Origin of the sequence: Paenibacillus sp. FSL L8-0494 (assembly GCF_038003695.1) — a bacterium.
Classification (GTDB): domain Bacteria; phylum Bacillota; class Bacilli; order Paenibacillales; family Paenibacillaceae; genus Paenibacillus_AQ; species Paenibacillus_AQ odorifer.
Genome location: NZ_JBBOPQ010000001.1, coordinates 2,732,947 through 2,751,854, shown reverse-complemented (window position 1 = coordinate 2,751,854; position 18,908 = coordinate 2,732,947). Strand labels below are relative to the sequence as shown.

The window sequence follows — 18,908 nt, the reverse complement described above, 5'->3', positions numbered from 1 at the left end:
TTTTTTTCTTTTTTTGAGCCGGAATCATATGAAAAAAATATTGAAATAGGATTATGAATCACAATTTTTTTCAAGGAATCACACATAATATTTGTTTCACCGATTACTACACTATCATCTAGTACTTCAAGTTTATACTTTTCCTTTTGACTTTTTATCGAAATAAATAGAAAAGGAAAAACTGGCAGTTTGTGTCCAACATACTTACGCCTCTATTCATCACCTTAATTATTTCACTTTGGATATTATATCATTAATTCCCATATATTATAGTTATGATTTCCCTTTGGAAGGGTTAATTGTCTTGTAATATGGGTAATCCATCTTCTCTTGAATTTCTCGAACTACATTTTCATTAGTAAGCGATTCTATGAAATATAAACCCAGATCAATTGAAGCTGCTACTCCTCCCCCAGTAAAAACATTTCCATCCCTTACGAACCGTTCCTTAACTACTTCGGAACAATAAGGTGCTAATAGTTCATATGCAGAAGGGTTGGTAGTCGCCTTCTTCTGATTTAAGAAACCGGCAGCTCCCAAAATCAAAGCCCCTGTACACACTGACACCTTGTAATCAACCTCTCGAGCAGTCTGAATCCATGTTATAAAATCAGTATCGAATCTAAGTTGTCGAGTGGATAACCCTCCAGGGATAAATATCAAATCATAGGCTGACAGATCAGGGGAAACCTGGTTTATTTTCAACGTCAATCCTCGATCATCCGTGACTTCTTCCTTGTTGGAACAAAAATCCCACGATACATTTTCTATCGCCTTTAGAACTCCCATCCGGGTAACCGCATCGTAAAAACCAACAAAATCTAACGTAGTCATCCCGTCAAATAGAATATAAGCCATCTTCAGCATTTTCATTCTACACACTCCTTCGATACTTTTCGGCGAAATTCATTGGGGGTTATCCCGTATTCATTTTTAAAAACACGATAGAAAGAGCGCAAACTGTTGAATCCGGAATCAAACGCAATATCCGTGACCGGATGGGTAGTGGATAACAGCAGCATATGAGCAAAGGCTACCCGTTGGCCATTGATGTAATCACGAAATGAAATATGAAACTGCTCAGAAAAGATTCGGGAAATGATAAATTTACTAATGCCAAGCTCTCTTGAAAGCGTATCCAGATTTATGTGATCTAAAAAATGCATGTCGATGTAAGCAAGGATTTTGGGGACGAGATCCATTTCTTTTTTGTAGTCTACTTTTTTCATTAGCAGTAACGGCAGAGCGTGCCCTAATACTACAGAGGTATAAGCCTTGAGCAGACGAACATCACATTGTTCTTTATATAGTTTATACAAGGTTGCCAGCAGATCTTGAAGCACCTTTTGTTTCGAAACTATAGGGTTATCCGGAACATGATTAAGCAAATCCCCCGCAAAATCCCCCGGAAACGTGGCGTCAAAAAAGAACAGCAGGATCTGGCTTTTCTCTATGGTTTTGTAGCTGTGAGGTTGATTGGAAAAAATAATCGCTATGTCTCCTTCAGACAAATCATACTCTTTTCCATTGATGTTGATATTGATTTTGCCGGACAAAACCATTGTTATCTCTACATTTTTGTGTAGATGAAGAGGATAAGTGTTATTGGTAGAAATAAAGGAGTGAAACGCCTGGTCACGATGCTGATATTTAATATTCATGGTTTTCTCCCTATCGTCATGGAATGCCAAGCACTATAGCTGCTGTAATACTAAGAACATAATATGAATTTGTTCGTTTGCGCAAGAACCAAAGAGCAATAGTTGGCACAAAAAAAGATTTTTTTGGCAGGTAAATACGCCCTAAAAGTTTTAAAGTATTACCAGTAAGCTGCTTGTCGCAGACCAGTAACATTTCACTGAGAGGAGGAAGTATAACAGGAACAGCATTCAGCGATAAGACTGTATCCATGTTATACGTCAAAAAGATGAAATGGAAGAGTAAAAAATCAGGTAAGGTTATGGGTGTCTTATTGAGTTTTTCGGTAGCGTTTTCATTTTTAGGAGGTCACACACTTGCAGCTTCAGGGCAGACAGACGGAGACAAAAGTTTTGCGGGTGCCTCTATTCTTGCTTTTCCTGGCGCGGAAGGTGGCGGCGCCTATACGAGCGGTGGTCGAGGAGGCGATGTATACATCGTAACTACCCTTGAAGATTACGCTGTAAAAGACAAACCGATTGCAGGCTCCCTTCGCTATGGGATTTTATCTACTCCTAAAGAGGGTCGTACAATTGTTTTTCATGTTTCCGGAACGATTGAACTGAAGAGCACGTTAAGTCTCAATAATATTAAAAACCTGACCATCGCTGGGCAAACCGCTCCAGGCAACGGAATTACCATTGCAGGTTGGGATACCAATATCAGCAATTCAGAGAATATCATCATACGCTACACCTCTTTCCGTCCGGGTGCCACTAATGTGTATAATGGCAGCGATTCAATGGATGCGCTTTGGGGGAGAGACAACAACTACTTCCTCATTGACCATTGTTCCTTCAGTTGGAACACAGATGAAACTCTATCTTTATATAGAGGCGAAAATGGCACGATCCAGTGGTCCATTATTTCCGAAAGTCTGACTCTATCCGGGCATTCCAAAGGAAGACATGGCTACGGTGGTATTTCAGGCGGAGACAAAACAACATTCCATCACAATCTGTATGCGAACCATACCTCGCGAAACCCAAGACTAGGCGGCGGTTACGCAGGTGCTGCAGATGCTGATCATGTGGCGGTTGTTCAGTTCTCGAACAATGTAATTTACAATTGGGGCTTTAACGGCACTTATGGCGGAGGTTTTACTTTTACTAACTTTATGAACAATATCGAAATTGCCGGTCCAGGTACAAGAGATAATGTAACTAACAGAGTCATTGATGCCGGTGAAGCTACCAAGCTAGGCGGTTTCTACATCGCTGGAAACAGAATTAACGGCAAGCTCACAGGCTTACTGAATGATTCTTCAGATTATGTGAAATTTTCCGGTGTACAGAGTGGTGAACAAAAGACGACCCTTGCAGCCACACCATATCTTTCCGCGGACAGTACTGGAGTTAACCATGGTATTACCAATAAAGCATTTGATAATTATGTTAAGACCGGCGTAAAGCAAGCAAATGAATCACTATTAAAAAGCATTCTGCAACAAGCCGGAGCTACCTATCCACGTCGCGATGCGATCGATGCAAGAATTGTGGCAGAAGTCGAGCAGAACTCGGGAAGATATATCAACACTGAACATGAAGTCGGGGGTTACATTTCAGACTTTGGCGTCATCGAGGCACAATATGATAAGCAATTTGACACTAATCAAAACGGAATAGACGACAAGTGGGAAAAGAAAAATAAAATCTGGGGCATCAAGGATGCATACAAAACGGTTACTAAAAATGGTTACACCTGGCTTGAGCTTTATATTAACGGCCTAGTTGATATGAAACACGTCGCCGACAACCCCGCTGCTAAGCTTTTGGCGCCAGAAAACAATGCACAATTTGTTACCGGGAAAGAGGTCGAAGTTAAAATTAATGCTTCCCCTAAATCCGGAAACAAAATAAAAAAAGTTGCTGTATATAATGGTTCTAAATATCTTGGAGAAGCAGCCAAAAAAGGCAACACATACACATATACCCTCAAGAATTTAACGGATGCTTCCTACTATATTTCTGCAAGAGTGACCGATACCCAAGGAAATGAGACGCAGACCACAGCTGCTAACATTCATGTCAATGCTGCTACCTCTTCCCTGGCTGGAAAGGGTTGGACTACAGCAGATATCGGTGATCCGAACATTAAGGGTTCCGGAAGTATGACAAATGATGTGCTTACCGTTAAAGGCAACGGAAAGCTTGGAAAAAGTGAAGGTGGCGCAGAACGATCAGAAGCAAACAATGCAACCAAAGATGACTTCCACTTCGTGTATAAAGAAATGAACGGAGATATGGAATTTACCGCGAAGCTCGAAGAAATCGGGGCCGTTGACAACCATGCCTTCACCGGGCTAATGATCCGCGATGACTTGAATAAAGACAGTGCCGCGGCGGCCCTTGGTATCTCCTATGTGAAGTTGTCCAAAGAAACCAGCTGGTCATCTTATCTGACGGGCAGAAACATTAAGGGCGGAGGATTTGATGAATTAACTGAAACTTTAGACAGCGTATCAGCTGCTGAAAAAGCTGGCATTCAACTTGTTCCAGATATTCCGTTCAAAATAAATGGTGTGGAGCAAGGGTATTGGCTCAAACTTGGCCGTAAGGGAGATGTTTTTTATGCTTACGGATCAACGAATGGAAAAGACTGGAAGCTAATTGGCGAGCGAACTATTGCTATGGATGGTTCGGTATATGTCGGATTTGCCGTTGACAGTAATGATGTTGCCAATAAGATTGAACAACTGAACTATGCTAAGTTCTCTAACATTACTGTGGAGAATACATTCACTCCAATAGGTGACTCAGCGGTAAATAAATAGCATCTGTTCATCTACACAGTTCCAAAAACACGGAAGCCAGTAAAGCGGCTTCCGTGTTTTTATTGATATCCGACTGGACCAACACAATATATTGCCTGATTCGCTGTTCACTGTTTTTACTCCACGAGAATGAAGTTGACTTTACAACGTTCCCTTTTCAAGAACATACTCTTCATTGGAGTTTTTTAAAACGATATCAAATTTATGATGATAAGAATGCATAAACAACTCATATTGCATCCTACGCTGTTCATGGGATTTTCTTAAATAATTTATATCCGTTCCTCTTTCAGAAACATCACGTATACTCCTTCTCACCAACTCGGTTTCTCCATCCGTATATAAGTAGATTTTCAGATCATACAAATTTGGGTCAGTAAAAGCAACGCTCATGCCTTCTACAATATTTATCTTGTTTTGTGAAGATATGAACATACTTTTTGTATAGTCCGTGCCAATGGTGTAAAAATCCAACCCATCCCTCAACATATGAATATCTCTCTCTAAAGCAGATATATAATGAGCAGCAGGATGACAAGCTGTCACTTTATCGTGGTAATGTTCATTCTTATATTCATAGTCGATAGAAGTGTATTTTCTAAGATTAGATTCAACAATATAGGGGTCTGTATTAATATAATTCACATCATCCTGCTGCAAAAGCTTTAAAAGATTATGAGCAAACGTTGTTTTTCCAGATGCACCATGACCCGAGATCCCAATGATGACTCTATTAGCCTCACCGCTAATCAAATTAGCTATCTTATGTAACACCTTGTCCATATTATTCTCCCTCTCTCCCTACACGATCCTATGTATTCCTTACTCCGCTATTGGTTAGCACATTAAAATCTATGGTGCATTTTATATAAAGAAACTTAATAGAAAGGGGTAGATCTTCCATGGCTACTCGTCAGCCTGATTTAGTGTTGATCAGTTGGAGCAGAAATCCTTTGGTTCCTGGATCAGCACGTAGGATTATTGCCGCGCGTGTTATTGGAAATGCCGTGCCTTGCAGACCTAGCTTGAGACCCAATGGATTGCTTAACACCGCTTTGGCTTGCTTATTAGACAACGATGTTGGTTTTAAAGTAGTCTTTCGTAAAAAGACTTCAAACATTAGCGGATATATTTTGTTACAACGTAACTAATAGGTTTAGGGGGCAGTGAAATTGCTGCTCTCTTTTTTCTGTGTATCTCATTACACTTAAAGTCCAATCATTCCTAGAAAATGGTGTATATAATTTATTAGGAACTGAATCTGATTGAAAATGGGTGCGTCCATGAAATTACAAGCTGTGAAAAAAAGCTATGATTTAATAGTAAGCTTAGGGATGTCTTGTGCTCCTGCTATAAATCTGCAAAGAAATAGCTTGAGGAAATTCTCCATGCCACTCGACTGGATGGTTTCTTATTCATTAGCTGATGTAAATAGACTGTATAAGAATAGATTTCAAAATTTCATGGAATTAATAAATCTGCAAATCCTTGATGAAACACATTTTTTTCTGGAGGATGGAATACCAGTCTATCCTAATTGGAACAAAAATGCATTAGTGAAATCCTATTTTATTCAGGATACTTTTTATAACATTATCTCCGTTCATGATTTTCCAATCCACCAAGGTAAACACTGGTCTACAACCTATCCTTCGTATAAAGCGAAGCTGGAATTACGAATTAATAGATTTTGGGACAAGTTAATCACCAGTAAAAAAACTTTATTCATTAGATGGTCCGCCTCATATGAACAGGCTGTAGAGCTACAATCGATTTTATCTGGTTTATTAAAACCGAACGAATTTATTATTCTTATTCTTAATCCCGTTCGTGAAGCAACCTCGGTACAAGAATTAAGTTGGAATATTAATAATATTTGTGTGTTAGAAGTTCCTGAGGATATGAACGATTATGATAGCTGGGATTATATTTTGAAGGACATACAAGTAACTAATAACTAATTTCGCTTTGATCGATCAAATGATTAATTATTTCCTGTGCTGCAAAAACATATAGATACAAATACAGCCTACTGATGCTGACCAATAAAGAAATAGGGTTACTAATTCCAAAATCGTATTGACTCCCATGCGCTGCTGGATTTGCGGGTTCAGGCTCTACAAGATCATACTTCTCCATCAGCCTTTCCTTGGTTCCACTATCTACTACTGTTCCGTTTCCTTTATCCGCAAGGACAGATCCCGATTGAAAACACGCCATGAATAAGACACAGCAAATTGTGAGGATTGCTAGTTTCTTTTTTCGCATCATACATCTCCTAATTCTTTCTGTGGTCTCCCCTAAAACTTAGAGCCGTTCAAATTATTTCTTGGGTAATCGCAGGAAACCTATGTATTCGACAATCTTGATCAGTATAGATCATATTCTATGAAAATAATGGGAGAAAAAGCCTCGAATTCGATAATACTCCTTTCTATATATAAAAACAAAAGCACCCCGCACTAAAATTAGCAGGATACTTTTGAATGATTCGCCGTATTTACAATATCAACATTCCGCTGAGCGGTTTATGGAGTTGGTGTTCCGCCGTTCGCATTCAGTGTTTCGCCACTGATATAGCTAGATTCCTGGCTAGCCAGGAATACATATGCCGGAGCCATCTCCGCAGGCTGTCCCGGACGACCTAGTGGTGTGCTCGCACCGAACTCCTTCAGCACTTCCTCCGGTTGCCCACCCACAACTTGAAGAGGTGTCCATACAGGACCTGGCGCCACTACATTGACGCGAATTCCCTTATCAGCTACTTGCTGAGCGAGAGACTTACTGAATGTATTAATAGCCGCCTTGGTAGTCGCGTAGTCCAAAAGGATCGGCGAGGGATTATAAGCTTGAATAGAAGAAGTGTTAATAATGGTGCTGCCCGGTTGCATATGCTTCACTGCAGCTTTGCACAGCCAGAACATGGCATACACGTTCGTCTTAAATGTATCGTCAAAATGCTTCGTAGTGAGATCAGCGATGTCTGGGACGAATTGCTGTTTGCCCGCGATATTGGCTAAAATATCAATTCCACCTAGCTCCTTAACCGTAGTATCGACGAGTTGTTCACAGTATGCCTCATCCTTCAGATCACCTGGAATGGCGATTGCAGTACGACCCGCTTCCTGCACTAGCTTGAGCACCTGCTTTGCATCTTCCTCTTCCTCAGGCATATAAGATAGAACAACATCTGCCCCCTCGCGAGCAAAAGCAATAGCAACAGCACGACCTATACCGCTGTCCGCTCCCGTAACTAACGCTTTACGTCCGGTCAGGCGCCCGGTTCCTTTATAGGTATCTTCTCCTGTATCAGGTACTGGATTCATTTTCTTCTGCAAACCCGGCTCCTCTTGTTGCTGCTGAAATTCCGGTCCAGCCTTAGTGTACTGAGTGGTAGGATCTTGCATCGTATATTGGTTAGACATCGATCAATTCCTCCTTTATTTTTAGAAATACATTTTTATATTTTCCGAACTCTTTGTTATGTAAACACAACAAGCACGCCTCTAAACATTCGCCTTCGATAACACAACCTTGAATAGTGCCACAAAAATACCCCAACCACCTGTCAAGGTGGCTAGGGTATCCCTTCTCTATTTCTCAGGCTTAAATCTCCTCTGACCTGCCTTGCACTGACTCGTACCGCGTGCGTATGCTTAAATAATATATGGAAACTCACTTATAAATTGGGGAACGCTCCGTATAGTCTGGCGTATACATTAGATAAAGGAGTGATAAATCATGGGCATTTTTATATTCCTCTTTGTACTGTTAGCATTGCTTAATATCTTCTTTCCTCATTTGGGATGGTACATGCGCTATGGCTGGATGATGAAAGGCGATGTAGAGCCCAGTGATGCCTATTTATTAATGACTCGCCTCAGCAGTATAGTGGCACTTATTATCCTCGTTTTTATCTGGACTAGTTTCTGACTTACCCTAACGCTCTTAGCACATCTTCAATCTTGCGCTGATGCGACAATACCCCGTAATTCATCCAGGCCATAAAATCCACCTCATACACACAGCGACTACGCACAGCGGGCAGACTGCGCCAAAGCGGTGTATCCAGCAGTTCCCGTCCTTCTCCTTCCTGTCGATCAAAGGTAATGAACAAATGATCTGCAGTCAGGCTCGCAAGTTCTTCTCTTGTTAGGCTCACCCGCTTCTGTCCACGGGTCAACTTCGGAACCAAGGCATGGGGCTGCAAACCTAAATCATGATGGAGTACGCTACCTGTATAACCCAATTGCCCGCATCCATAGAGATTGATTCCGTAGGAAGATATTCTTAAGCATGCTACAGTCTGCCCTTGGACAGAACGGTTTAGCACTCGTTTGGCTTGCTGCGCCCGATGCTCATAATTGCCGATCACTTCCTGGACACGATCCGTTCTGCCAAAGACGGCTGCTGCAGAAAATAACGTGGCACGCCAATCCTCCTGATGAAAAGGCAGCTTGAACAACGGAGCAATTTGGCTGCACTCATCCAGGTGCCAACGCTGAAAGCCATCATCCAGCAGGATCAGTTCGGGCATGTACTGGGAGAGCTCCTGCCAATCGCCAGTTGAAATATCAACCGCAGGCACATCGTTGAGGGACAGATACTCCTGCTTCCCCCACTGAGCATGAGAATATTGCGCCACCGGTGTAATATCCAGAGCCAGCAGATAGTCTTCCAGAAAAGGAGCGAACACCCGCAGCCCTTCCTGATGGAAGCTTCTGTATTGGCCGGGCGTAACGCCCACCGATCTTTTGAAACGCCGGTTAAAATAATACTCATTGCTATATCCTACGGATAACGCGATATCATGCATACGGTCATTCGTAAGCAGCAACTGCTGCTGGGCCCTTTCAATACGAAGTCCGTTCAAATGCTCTAAGGGAATCCGCCCTGTCACTTCTTTAAAAATCTGTGTGTAGCGTGCACGTGTAACGCCTGCCACTTCAGCCAATTGATCGACGGTTATGGCGTGATTATAATGTTCCTGCATATAGCGGATGGAACGCTGCACCGCCTCATGGGCTCCTTTCATCTGGATGACAGAGGAATTTGCCCGCATGATCAGCAGCAGTAACTCTTGAAAGCGGGTATGGCCTGCGAACCATTCAATCTCTTCCGTACTTCTGCGACTATGATAGATAGCCTCAAGCAGTAGTGCACATTGTGAAAAAGGTCTGCAGCTTAGCGGACCAGACCGGAGAATTCCTTCTCTAGTCCCCTTTTCCATTCCACTCTGCTTACTTCCCCCGGTTTCGATTACTTCAAAAGTAAGCCTATAAAAGCTAAGTCCTCGCTCCTCGGCATTGATTCTGCTTATAAGCCCCGGTTCGAACAAGAACCCGACACCTTTTTCCAGGGGAAAACGCTTCTCCTCGGCTTCTAACCATCCCTGTCCTTCCGATACAATGATCAGGGTATGATCTTGAAACACTAAGGTCTGTCCGTTCACCGATAAGGATTGGGCTTCTATGTTAATCAAGCTATAGAATAGCCTCTTTTTATTGCTGTCTTGTAAATCTTCTGCCATTCTAGCGCCCTCCAATTGAGAACCATTTTCATTCACTTTACTATAGTTTAGAATAAAAAAGAAGGTCTATCAACTATGCTGATAGACCTTCTTTATGCTATTCCTTACGATGGCTACCGTTTTATTTCACCATAGCTTTCAGCAAGTCATCAAGCTTCATCGAATTGGCTGTGATGGCACCGGACTGCCAGTGGGAACGTTCCATTCTATAGACATTCCCGTTCTTCACCGCAGGCAGACTCTTCCACAATGGACCCTCAAGTATTTGAATCGCTTCCTGATTCCCTTCAGTATCCCAGCCCCCATTATCAGGGAACACAATAATATGATCCGCGTCGAGCTGAGGAATAAGCTCTTCAGAAATAACAGATTGATATTCGGTCATTTCTGCCGCCATAGGCACGGGTGTCAGCCCAAATTGATCATAAATCACACCGGTATAGCGGTTTTTAACACCGAATAGAGCAAAGGTTTTATCCGCTACGTTAAGCCGGATCACCGCTACTTTTTCCTGACCCAGGGCCTGTTGCAGCTTAGCTTTCCCCTCTGCCACCTTCTGATCATACGCTGCAAGGACGGATTCCGCCTTCTCCGGAATACCAAGGGCATCTGCAATAGCTGTAAGCATTTGTCTTGAGTCTTGCAACACCGCCTCAGGTAGACGATAGGTTGGTGCTATCTTGGAATATAGTTCATACCTCGCCGCATCAGCGCCTCCGTCCACAATAATCAAATCGGGGTCTTTTTCCAATAATGCCTCCACGCTACCCGTGATATCGAATTCTGGCACATCCAGATTTAAATAATCCTGTTTGCCCCAGCTTGGATGATACCACTGAACCACCGGGGTAATGCCCAATGCCTTCAAATAATCTTCTACATAGATCCCGGCTACCCGTTGCGGTTTAACTGGAATTTCAACATCCCCGAATTCCCCGGCAATCGTCCGGGTTGCACCCTCTTCTGCGGCATTTCCACTTCCTTCAGTTGGTGCGCCAGTGCTCGCTGAGGTAGATTCCTCTGCATTCTCTGTCTTAGCAACGTTTTCTTTCGCAGTATTGTTATTCGTTCCGCATGCTGCCAGCGCGGTGATTGCCATTATAAGTACCGCTGCCCACAAAAACTTCTGACCCCATCTTGCCATTGATCCCTTCACTCCTATGCTTTATTGTCATTGATTATCATTCTCAATAACCTTTATCACAATAGTAGCATGACTTTCATAGCTTTCAATGCACTTTCTCCGCAAAAAACTTATACAAACTATTTCTAGTTATTCTGCTCTATCATTATTTGGTAGGATTCTTCTTCTATTTAAAATAGGTCACCCTTTATTAACTTGATCGCAAAATTTCTTTTTTTACGATTGATTTATACGATGCTTTCGCTTACAATAAACTCATAAACGCGCGTTTATGAAAAGAGGGGAAACATGCGCAGCGAAGATATTGCTAAGTTGGCCGGGGTTTCCCGAAGTACGGTATCCCGCGTGATCAACAACTATTCCAATGTTCCTGAAGAAACCCGGGCTAAAGTGCTGCGGGTGATTGAGCAACATCAGTACGAACCGAACAGCTTTGCACGGGCTCTGGCCGGTAAGAAAACCGATACCATCGGATTGTTCGCCATCAGTATGAACGAGAAAGAGAACACTACCCGAATTTATCAGAACAATTACTTTGCACCATTCGTCGATGCCGTAGTCGACACGTCGAATGCCCGCGGATGTTACGTTCTGATTCATACGGTATACTCTCCGGACGATTTTCTGAAGGTAAAACAAGCTTTTCTGCAAAAACGGATTGACGGTGGTATAATTGTCGGCACTCAGAAGGATATTAATATCGTCCGCGAAATGGTGGGACTCGATTCTCCGCTTGTACTGATTGATTATGATATCTCAGAGATTATGTCGGAGCATCTTGACCGCAATCATCTGGCCATTGTGAACTCCAAAGATTACGAGGGCACCACAGAAGTGATTGAACATTTAATCTCCCTAGGCCATCAAGAGATCGGCATCATCTGCGGGCAAATGAATACGTACTCTGGTCGAGAACGCTACACGGCCTATGAGGATACGCTAAAAAAACATGGTCTGCCTATGAATGAGAAGTTTATCCTAAAGGGTGATTTTCTGAAAGAGACGGCTTATGAAGAGGTCAAGAAGCTGCTTGCTTCTGGTGAACCTTTGCCGACTGCCTTCTTCTCTTCCAACGATGACATGGCTATTTCAGCGATGGAAGCGTTCTCCGAACACGGAATCATTGTCCCTGAGGATATCTCTATTGCTGGTTTTGATGACATTCAGCTGGCATCCCGTATTCAGCCTAAGCTGACCTCTGTACGCTTGCCGATTTATGAAATGTCCAAGGCTGCAGTGGAAAAAGTAATCGAGCTGTGTGATTCGCAGCAGCCGACTTTCAGCACGATCAGCTTTCCAGCTCGTTTAGTGGAGAGAGATTCCTGTCAACCGCCGAAGAAGTAGCACAGATTCATCATTCACTGAAGAATACATATTTTTCTGTGAAGCTGCTATCATTGGTTCTCGAAATCACTGCCTAATACTATCTTTTAGAAACAACGGAAAGAATCCCTTCCCTCGAGGGAATTTTTCCTGAAACTTATAAACGCGCGTTCACAATCGAAAGGAGACTTTCTCACATGAAATTCGGTACCTTTGACGACACTCGTAAAGAGTATGTAATTAACACACCAAAAACACCTTACCCTTGGATTAACTACCTTGGTAATGAACAATTTTTCGGACTTATTTCTAATACTGCTGGTGGCTATACCTTCTATAGAGACGCTCGTCTCAGAAGATTGACCCGTTACCGTTACAACAATATCCCAATGGATGCTGGCGGCCGTTACTACTATCTTTATGATGATGGTGATTTCTGGACTCCAGGCTGGATGCCAGTAAAACGTGATCTGGACTTCTACGAATGCCGTCACGGTCTTGGCTACACTTCCATTACTGGTGAACGCAACGGCATCTCTGTAAACCAGCTTGCTTTTGTACCTATGGGTCATAATGCTGAGGTACATCGTCTTGTAGTGAAAAACACGGGTTCCGCGAAGAAATCCGTTAAGCTATTCTCTTTTGCAGAATTCTGTCTTTGGAATGCACAAGATGATATGACTAACTTCCAACGCAATCTCAGCACTGGTGAGGTTGAAGTGAAGGGTTCTGTTATCTATCACAAAACAGAATACCGTGAGCGCAGAAACCACTACGCTTTCTACTCTGTTAACAAAGAAATCGCCGGCTTTGATACTGACCGCGAAGCTTTCGTAGGGATGTACAATGGTCTGGAAAGCCCGCAAGCTGTTGCTGCAGGTGAACCAACTAACTCCGTAGCGAGCGGCTGGTCCCCTATCGGATCACACGCCCTGAACATTACTCTGGAGCCAGGCGAAGAGCAAAGCTTCATCTTTGTCCTTGGTTACATTGAAAACCCGGAAGAAGACAAATGGGAATCTCTGAACGTAATCAACAAAAAACCAGCAGAGGCTATGATCGAGCAATTTGCTACAGACGCTCAAGTGGACGCCGCTTTGGCTGCACTGGCTGCACACTGGGATAACCTGTTGTCCAAATATCAAATCCAAAGTGGCGACGACAAGTTGAACCGTATGGTTAACATCTGGAATCCATATCAATGTATGGTTACCTTCAACATGTCCCGCTCCGCTTCTTACTTTGAATCCGGTATTGGCCGTGGTATGGGCTTCCGGGATTCTAACCAAGACTTGCTCGGATTTGTGCACCAAATCCCTGAACGTGCTAAAGAACGTATTCTCGATATTGCCTCTACACAATTTGAAGACGGCAGTGCCTATCACCAATACCAACCACTCACTAAAAAAGGTAACAATGAAGTCGGTACCGGCTTTAATGATGACCCGCTTTGGTTGATCCTTGGCACAGCTGCTTACATCAAAGAAACTGGCGACACCTCGATTCTCGATGAGCAGGTTCCTTTTGACAGCAATCCGGATAACACAGCTACTCTGTTTGAGCACTTGAAACGTTCCTTCGAGCATGTAACTAACAATCTCGGACCTCACGGCTTGCCGCTGATCGGTCGTGCAGACTGGAATGACTGCTTGAACCTGAACTGCTTCTCTACAGAGCCAGGCGAATCTTTCCAAACTACTGCCAACATCGAAGGCCGCGTAGCGGAATCCGTATTTATCGCGGGTCTGTTCGTCTTCGTTGGACCGGACTATGCAGAAATCTGCCGGATGCGCGGACTTAATGATGTAGCTACGGATGCAGAAGCTAAGATTGACAACATGCGTGAAATCACACTGACTCACGGTTTCGATGGTGACTGGTTCCTGCGCGCTTATGACCACTATGGCGACAAGATCGGTTCCAAAGAAAACGAAGAAGGTAAGATTTTCATCGAACCACAAGGTATCTGTGTTATGGCCGGTATCGGTGTGGAAGATGGTCAAGCTGAAAAAGCTCTGACTTCCGTGCAAGAGCATTTGGATACTAAATATGGTATCGTATTGCAACAGCCACCATATTCCAAGTACTATCTGAACCTGGGTGAAATTTCTACGTACCCTCCGGGCTACAAAGAAAATGCTGGTATTTTCTGCCACAATAACCCTTGGATCATGATCGCTGAAACTGTACTTGGACATGGCGACAGAGCGTTTGAAATTTACGCTAAAATTGCTCCTGCTTACTTGGAGGATATCAGCGAAATTCACCGTACTGAACCTTATGTATACTCGCAAATGATCGCAGGTAAAGATGCCGTTCGCCACGGGGAAGCTAAAAACTCCTGGTTGACTGGTACTGCTGCTTGGAACTATGTAGCGATTACACAATCTATCCTTGGTATTCAAGCGGACTTCAATGGTCTGAAGATCGATCCTTGTATTCCTACAGAGTGGGACAGCTTTGAAATCACCCGTGTCTTCCGTGGAGATACTTATGTGATTCAAATCAAGAACCCGAACCATGTATCCAAAGGTGTAGCTAGTCTTACCTTGGATGGCGCAGCTGTAGAAGGTAACATCATCACTCCTGTTGGAGACGGTGCTGTACACCAAGTAGTTGTAGAACTGGGTTAATACAAAAAAATCCGCTCAACCGTTCGTTTGAACGATTGAGCGGATCAAAAATTAACAGTAGATGACCCCTGAAGGATTCAGGGGTCATCTTTTTTTACCCTTCCACAATATCTGCTCTTAAATCACTCGCAACCTCAAGCATTCTAGGAATCACGGCTTCATTGGCGCCAGAAACATAAATATCACCCTGATAATGTCTAAATGGGATTGTTGTATCACCATAGCTCCACATAAAGAAATCTCCCTCAATGGACATGGTAGTGGCACCTGTTACTGTAAAAACTGATGTATAGGTGAAATCAGGTTTGGATGCGAAATATTGCTTACACTCTTCTAAAGATAGGGTTGTTGCTGAATCTCCATCATTCTGCATTGCTCTTGTCATCCGATAACGTTTACTCATTGTGATGCCTCCATTATTATCTGTAAAATGATCAGTTGCCTTATCCAGATCAAATATAGCATACAATGAAGGGCAAATCCCATTCCATTTCTAAGTCAAAAATGTTAATATAGCCGTTTTTCATAGCTTTCTTTTAGTGATTTCGAGATATCCTCTGGAGTAACTCCAAGTTTGCGGGCATGCTGCGCCAGTATTTTTGATGGATTAGGCAATACTTCTTTCGCAAGCCAATGATCGTCATCCCACAAATGTGACCGCTTAAAGGCTTTTGCACAATGCATATAACATTCTTCAACTTCCACGCCAATTCCAATGACCGGGACTTTACCATGCGCTTCCATAGGTTTCAATATTTCTTCATCCTTAACTATACTCGCGTGCCCATTTATTCTTAATGTTTCTTCAAGTCCGGGAATGATGAATATCAAACCGACTTTTGGGTTCTCAAGTATATTCCGCAAAGAATCAAACCGTCTGTTCCCAGGGCGTTCAGGGATCACTAAATGTTTATCATCCAACACGTGAACAAAACCCTCTGCGTCCCCGCGCGGAGAGACATCGCAAGCACCGGACGAACCGCTTGTAGCCATAAAAAGCATTGGGGATTTTGAGATATAATCGCGGCAATGATGATCTATAAAAGTTATGGTTTTGTTGTTAACCAATTCGCTTGGGTACCCAAATAAAGACCTTAACTCTTCTTCTGACTCTATAACTTTTTCGAAAAAGTTTGGCTTCATACTTCTCCCCCTCTCAACTTAATAAGCCCCAATGTTCTTATTTTTGCTCAAATATCCGCTTAATAATTGGGCGAAATTTTTTCTTGCTGTCTCATCCGATAACTTCCCATAAGTGCCATACAGATTATCCGCATGATATCTTGGAAACACATGTAGATGATAATGCCATACATCTTGGCTGCCATCCGGCTCATTATGTTGTCTAGAAGAAACGCCATCACATTTATAAACTTCTTTAAGACCTTTAGCAATTTCAATTTCCAGCTCATGTATCCGGTTTGAGATCTCAACATCCAATGTGTAAATATTCTCGATATGCTGATTAGGGATGATTAGAACATGCCCTTCATTATTCGGATACCAATGAGAAGCAATAAAAGCCGTTATGTAATGATCTTGATAAATAATATCCGCTTGCTTAGAACGCACATGTTCATTTTCAATGCCCGAAACCAACAAACAAAAGGGACAAGTATAACCCTCTGGAGCATGATTATAAATATAGCCCGCCTCCACTGTTATAGGATTTAAGAATATTTCTATGTTTCTTCTAATTTCGCCATTTCGCGTGTGTTCTCCTTTTTGCAAAAAGAAAAGGACAGGCTGTAAATTACAGCTGTCCCCCTTGGAAAATACTGATAAAACACAGTCATTCCCGAGATCTATGTCTACCGATAACTTAAACGCTGGCTTCCGGAATCCATACCTTCATTTCACCACTGCCACGATTTCCCCATAAGTAATACGGAACCGCCTTAACCTTAACGGTTTGAACTGGTGCTTTTACTCTGCTGTAAAGTCCACCATTCCAGCCCTCTTTATCTACACGCAGCCCCTCTGCCTCGACAACAACAGCGCCGCCGAGCAATGTCTCATCAAAAGCCGCAGTAAGTTCACTGCCTTCTTTTAAAGAAATCGAGCTTAACGGCTCACCATTATCGATACTTTCAAGACAATACACAAGAGGTCCACGCTGAATCGTTACTTTTTGAGCATCTGCACGCAAATTCGGATGTGCGTAGATACGATGTGCCTCCATAGGGTCATGTACTTCGATTACATCTCCTGCTCTCCACAGTCTCCGGATAACGAGGTATCCCTGCTCGATGTTCTCAGCAGTATTCATTACTTCACCGTTGACTCTGATCTCCATTCCTTGGCTCCAAGATGGAATCCGCAAGGCAATCCCAAACTGGGCTTCCGCTGCAGGATTAATCTTCAACGAGACTGTACCTTCCCATGGATAGTTACTCTCTTGCTGAATCGCAACATCTGTTCCACCCAGCTTTGTTGTCAGCTCACTGCCAATATACAAATTCGTATAGAGCGTATCACCATGGGTCGTATAGATATATTGATTAAGCGAAGTCAGCAGACGCGCCACATTCGGAGGACAGCAAGCGCAGCCAAACCAGCCTTGACGCTCGGACTTCACATGATGTTTATCTGGGTTGCAGCTGCATGCCTTAGGCCATACTTCCAGTGGATTCACATAAAAATAGTGCTTACCATCCTGTGCCATTGAACCCAACACATTGTTATAAAGCGCCCGCTCCATGACGTCGGCATAACGTGCATCCGGCGATATTCTCAGCATCCGCTGTGCAAAAAAGATCAACCCAATAGATGCACAAGTCTCTGCGTACACCGAATCGTTAGGCAGATCATAATCGAAGGTGAAAGCCTCACCCCGATGCGTAGATCCGATCCCGCCAGTAATGTACATTTGCTTAGTAGTGATGTTATTCCACAGTCTCTCGCATGCTTCGCGAAGGGTATCATCTCCCGTAAGTGCGGCTAGATCAGCCATAGCAGTATACATATAAACCGCACGCACAGCGTGTCCTACAGCCACTTCCTGTTCTCTTACCGGAAGATGACTTTGGTAATATTTTAAATCTAAATTCTCCTTCTGACCTGTGAAAAAATTGATACTCCCCAGATTATCCCATTGTTGCTTTAAGAAATTCGGCTGTTGACCTCGCTCATTAATAAAAAAGCTGCTGAGCTTCAAATACCGCTCCTCACCTGTGAGCCGATACAGCTTAACGAGCGCAAGCTCAATCTCCTGATGGCCATCATATCCCCGCATTTTCCCTTCTTCCGGACCAAACACAGAATCGATATGATCAACCATTCGGCACATGATGTCGAGCAGCTTTCTTTTGCCTGTAGCCTCGTAATAAGAAACGGCTGCCTCAATGAAATGCCCAGCACAGTACAGCTCGTGGCAATCGTTCAGATTGGTCCAGCGTTTGCCGGGTTCTTTTATCGTAAAATAAGTATTTAAGTACCCGTCTTCCTGCTGCGCTTCTCCAACGAGGCCAATCACTTCATCCGCTTGACGCTCCAGCTCGGGATCACGTTTGATGCTTAAGGAATAACCTACGGCCTCCAGCCACTTGGCTACATCACTGTCTTGAAAAACCCAGCCGTAAAATTCGCCGCTTTTCCGGCCCGCAGCAATCTCAAAGTTAGCAATGGCATGACTGGGCTCAGCTCCCGCTGCTTTGTCGTGCAATGCCTCATATTGATACGGGATTACAACATCCTGTACCAGCTTTATATAACTTCCCCAGAAATCATCTTTAATGCTAACGGATTGATCTTTTACAACTTGCTGATCCTGGATCGTTTTATTCATCATCATCTTCCCCTTAGCCT

Annotated in this window: 17 protein-coding genes; 6 read left to right on the top strand and 11 right to left on the bottom strand. The window is 43.2% G+C overall.

Translation table 11 applies throughout. From position 1 onward, the window contains the following. Window positions 1–273: 273 nt before the first annotated feature. Window positions 274–864 (bottom strand): DJ-1/PfpI family protein, encoded by a 591-nt coding sequence (locus tag NYE35_RS12250; RefSeq protein ID WP_094902474.1) that lies wholly within the window; start codon window positions 862–864, stop codon window positions 274–276. A gap of 5 nt (window positions 865–869) precedes the next feature. Continuing rightward, the gene (locus NYE35_RS12245) at window positions 870–1,661 is read right to left on the bottom strand and encodes an AraC family transcriptional regulator (protein WP_036686005.1); all 792 of its coding nucleotides are present in this window, start codon (window positions 1,659–1,661) and stop codon (window positions 870–872) included. Window positions 1,662–1,909: 248 nt separating this feature from the next. On the opposite strand from NYE35_RS12245, the gene NYE35_RS12240 reads away from it, so the two are divergent. Next, window positions 1,910–4,471, top strand: coding sequence for an Ig-like domain-containing protein (locus tag NYE35_RS12240; protein ID WP_094902444.1), 2,562 nt, complete (start codon window positions 1,910–1,912; stop codon window positions 4,469–4,471). Between the two features lie 141 nt (window positions 4,472–4,612). Here the strand turns inward: NYE35_RS12240 and NYE35_RS12235 are convergent, their stop codons facing one another. Beyond that, a complete protein-coding gene (locus tag NYE35_RS12235) occupies window positions 4,613–5,254 on the bottom strand; it encodes a uridine kinase family protein (protein ID WP_076273482.1) in 642 nt (213 codons plus the stop codon). A gap of 119 nt (window positions 5,255–5,373) precedes the next feature. Here NYE35_RS12235 and NYE35_RS12230 point away from each other — a divergent pair, with 119 nt between their 5' ends. Then, window positions 5,374–5,622, top strand: a complete 249-nt coding sequence (locus NYE35_RS12230; RefSeq protein ID WP_036686000.1) for a hypothetical protein — start codon at window positions 5,374–5,376, stop codon at window positions 5,620–5,622. A 132-nt stretch (window positions 5,623–5,754) separates the two neighbouring features. Continuing rightward, a complete protein-coding gene (locus NYE35_RS12225; protein ID WP_076273484.1) occupies window positions 5,755–6,432 on the top strand; it encodes a DUF1796 family putative cysteine peptidase in 678 nt (225 codons plus the stop codon). On the opposite strand, the gene NYE35_RS12220 is transcribed toward NYE35_RS12225, so the two are convergent. Both NYE35_RS12220 and NYE35_RS12215 read right to left on the bottom strand, forming a co-directional pair. Beyond that, on the bottom strand, window positions 6,422–6,739 hold the full coding sequence (locus NYE35_RS12220) for a hypothetical protein (protein ID WP_326058346.1): 318 nt from the start codon (window positions 6,737–6,739) through the stop codon (window positions 6,422–6,424). The genes NYE35_RS12225 and NYE35_RS12220 overlap by 11 nt on opposite strands. Window positions 6,740–6,999: 260 nt before the next feature. Further along, a complete protein-coding gene (locus NYE35_RS12215; protein WP_038570168.1) occupies window positions 7,000–7,896 on the bottom strand; it encodes an SDR family oxidoreductase in 897 nt (298 codons plus the stop codon). A 316-nt stretch (window positions 7,897–8,212) separates the two neighbouring features. On the opposite strand from NYE35_RS12215, the gene NYE35_RS12210 reads away from it, so the two are divergent. After that, a complete protein-coding gene (locus NYE35_RS12210) occupies window positions 8,213–8,404 on the top strand; it encodes a DUF6199 family natural product biosynthesis protein (protein WP_036685995.1) in 192 nt (63 codons plus the stop codon). Between the two features lies 1 nt (window position 8,405). Here the strand turns inward: NYE35_RS12210 and NYE35_RS12205 are convergent, their stop codons facing one another. Both NYE35_RS12205 and NYE35_RS12200 read right to left on the bottom strand, forming a co-directional pair. Then, on the bottom strand, window positions 8,406–10,001 hold the full coding sequence (locus NYE35_RS12205; RefSeq protein WP_341121118.1) for a helix-turn-helix domain-containing protein: 1,596 nt from the start codon (window positions 9,999–10,001) through the stop codon (window positions 8,406–8,408). A 121-nt stretch (window positions 10,002–10,122) separates the two neighbouring features. Beyond that, complete coding sequence (locus NYE35_RS12200; RefSeq protein WP_254924588.1) at window positions 10,123–11,145, bottom strand: ABC transporter substrate-binding protein; 1,023 nt, start codon at window positions 11,143–11,145, stop codon at window positions 10,123–10,125. A gap of 288 nt (window positions 11,146–11,433) precedes the next feature. On the opposite strand from NYE35_RS12200, the gene NYE35_RS12195 reads away from it, so the two are divergent. Together NYE35_RS12195 and NYE35_RS12190 are read left to right on the top strand one after the other, a co-directional pair. Beyond that, entirely contained in the window at window positions 11,434–12,489 is a 1,056-nt protein-coding gene (locus NYE35_RS12195) for a LacI family DNA-binding transcriptional regulator (protein WP_036685989.1), read from the top strand. A gap of 176 nt (window positions 12,490–12,665) precedes the next feature. Next, window positions 12,666–15,101, top strand: a complete 2,436-nt coding sequence (locus NYE35_RS12190) for a GH36-type glycosyl hydrolase domain-containing protein (RefSeq protein ID WP_094902440.1) — start codon at window positions 12,666–12,668, stop codon at window positions 15,099–15,101. A 94-nt stretch (window positions 15,102–15,195) separates the two neighbouring features. Here NYE35_RS12190 and NYE35_RS12185 read toward each other — a convergent pair whose 3' ends face one another. From NYE35_RS12185 to NYE35_RS12170, 4 genes are all read right to left on the bottom strand, one after another. Then, window positions 15,196–15,504, bottom strand: coding sequence for a hypothetical protein (locus NYE35_RS12185; protein ID WP_076100657.1), 309 nt, complete (start codon window positions 15,502–15,504; stop codon window positions 15,196–15,198). 104 nt (window positions 15,505–15,608) lie between these two features. Next, window positions 15,609–16,244, bottom strand: a complete 636-nt coding sequence (locus NYE35_RS12180) for a pyridoxamine 5'-phosphate oxidase family protein (protein WP_076100658.1) — start codon at window positions 16,242–16,244, stop codon at window positions 15,609–15,611. An 18-nt stretch (window positions 16,245–16,262) separates the two neighbouring features. After that, window positions 16,263–16,760 carry an HIT family protein gene (locus NYE35_RS12175; RefSeq protein ID WP_094902468.1) on the bottom strand — a complete coding sequence of 166 codons (498 nt, stop codon included), beginning with the start codon at window positions 16,758–16,760 and terminating at the stop codon, window positions 16,263–16,265. Between the two features lie 163 nt (window positions 16,761–16,923). Further along, window positions 16,924–18,891, bottom strand: a complete 1,968-nt coding sequence (locus tag NYE35_RS12170) for a glycoside hydrolase family 127 protein (RefSeq protein WP_339815938.1) — start codon at window positions 18,889–18,891, stop codon at window positions 16,924–16,926. Window positions 18,892–18,908: the final 17 nt, after the last annotated feature.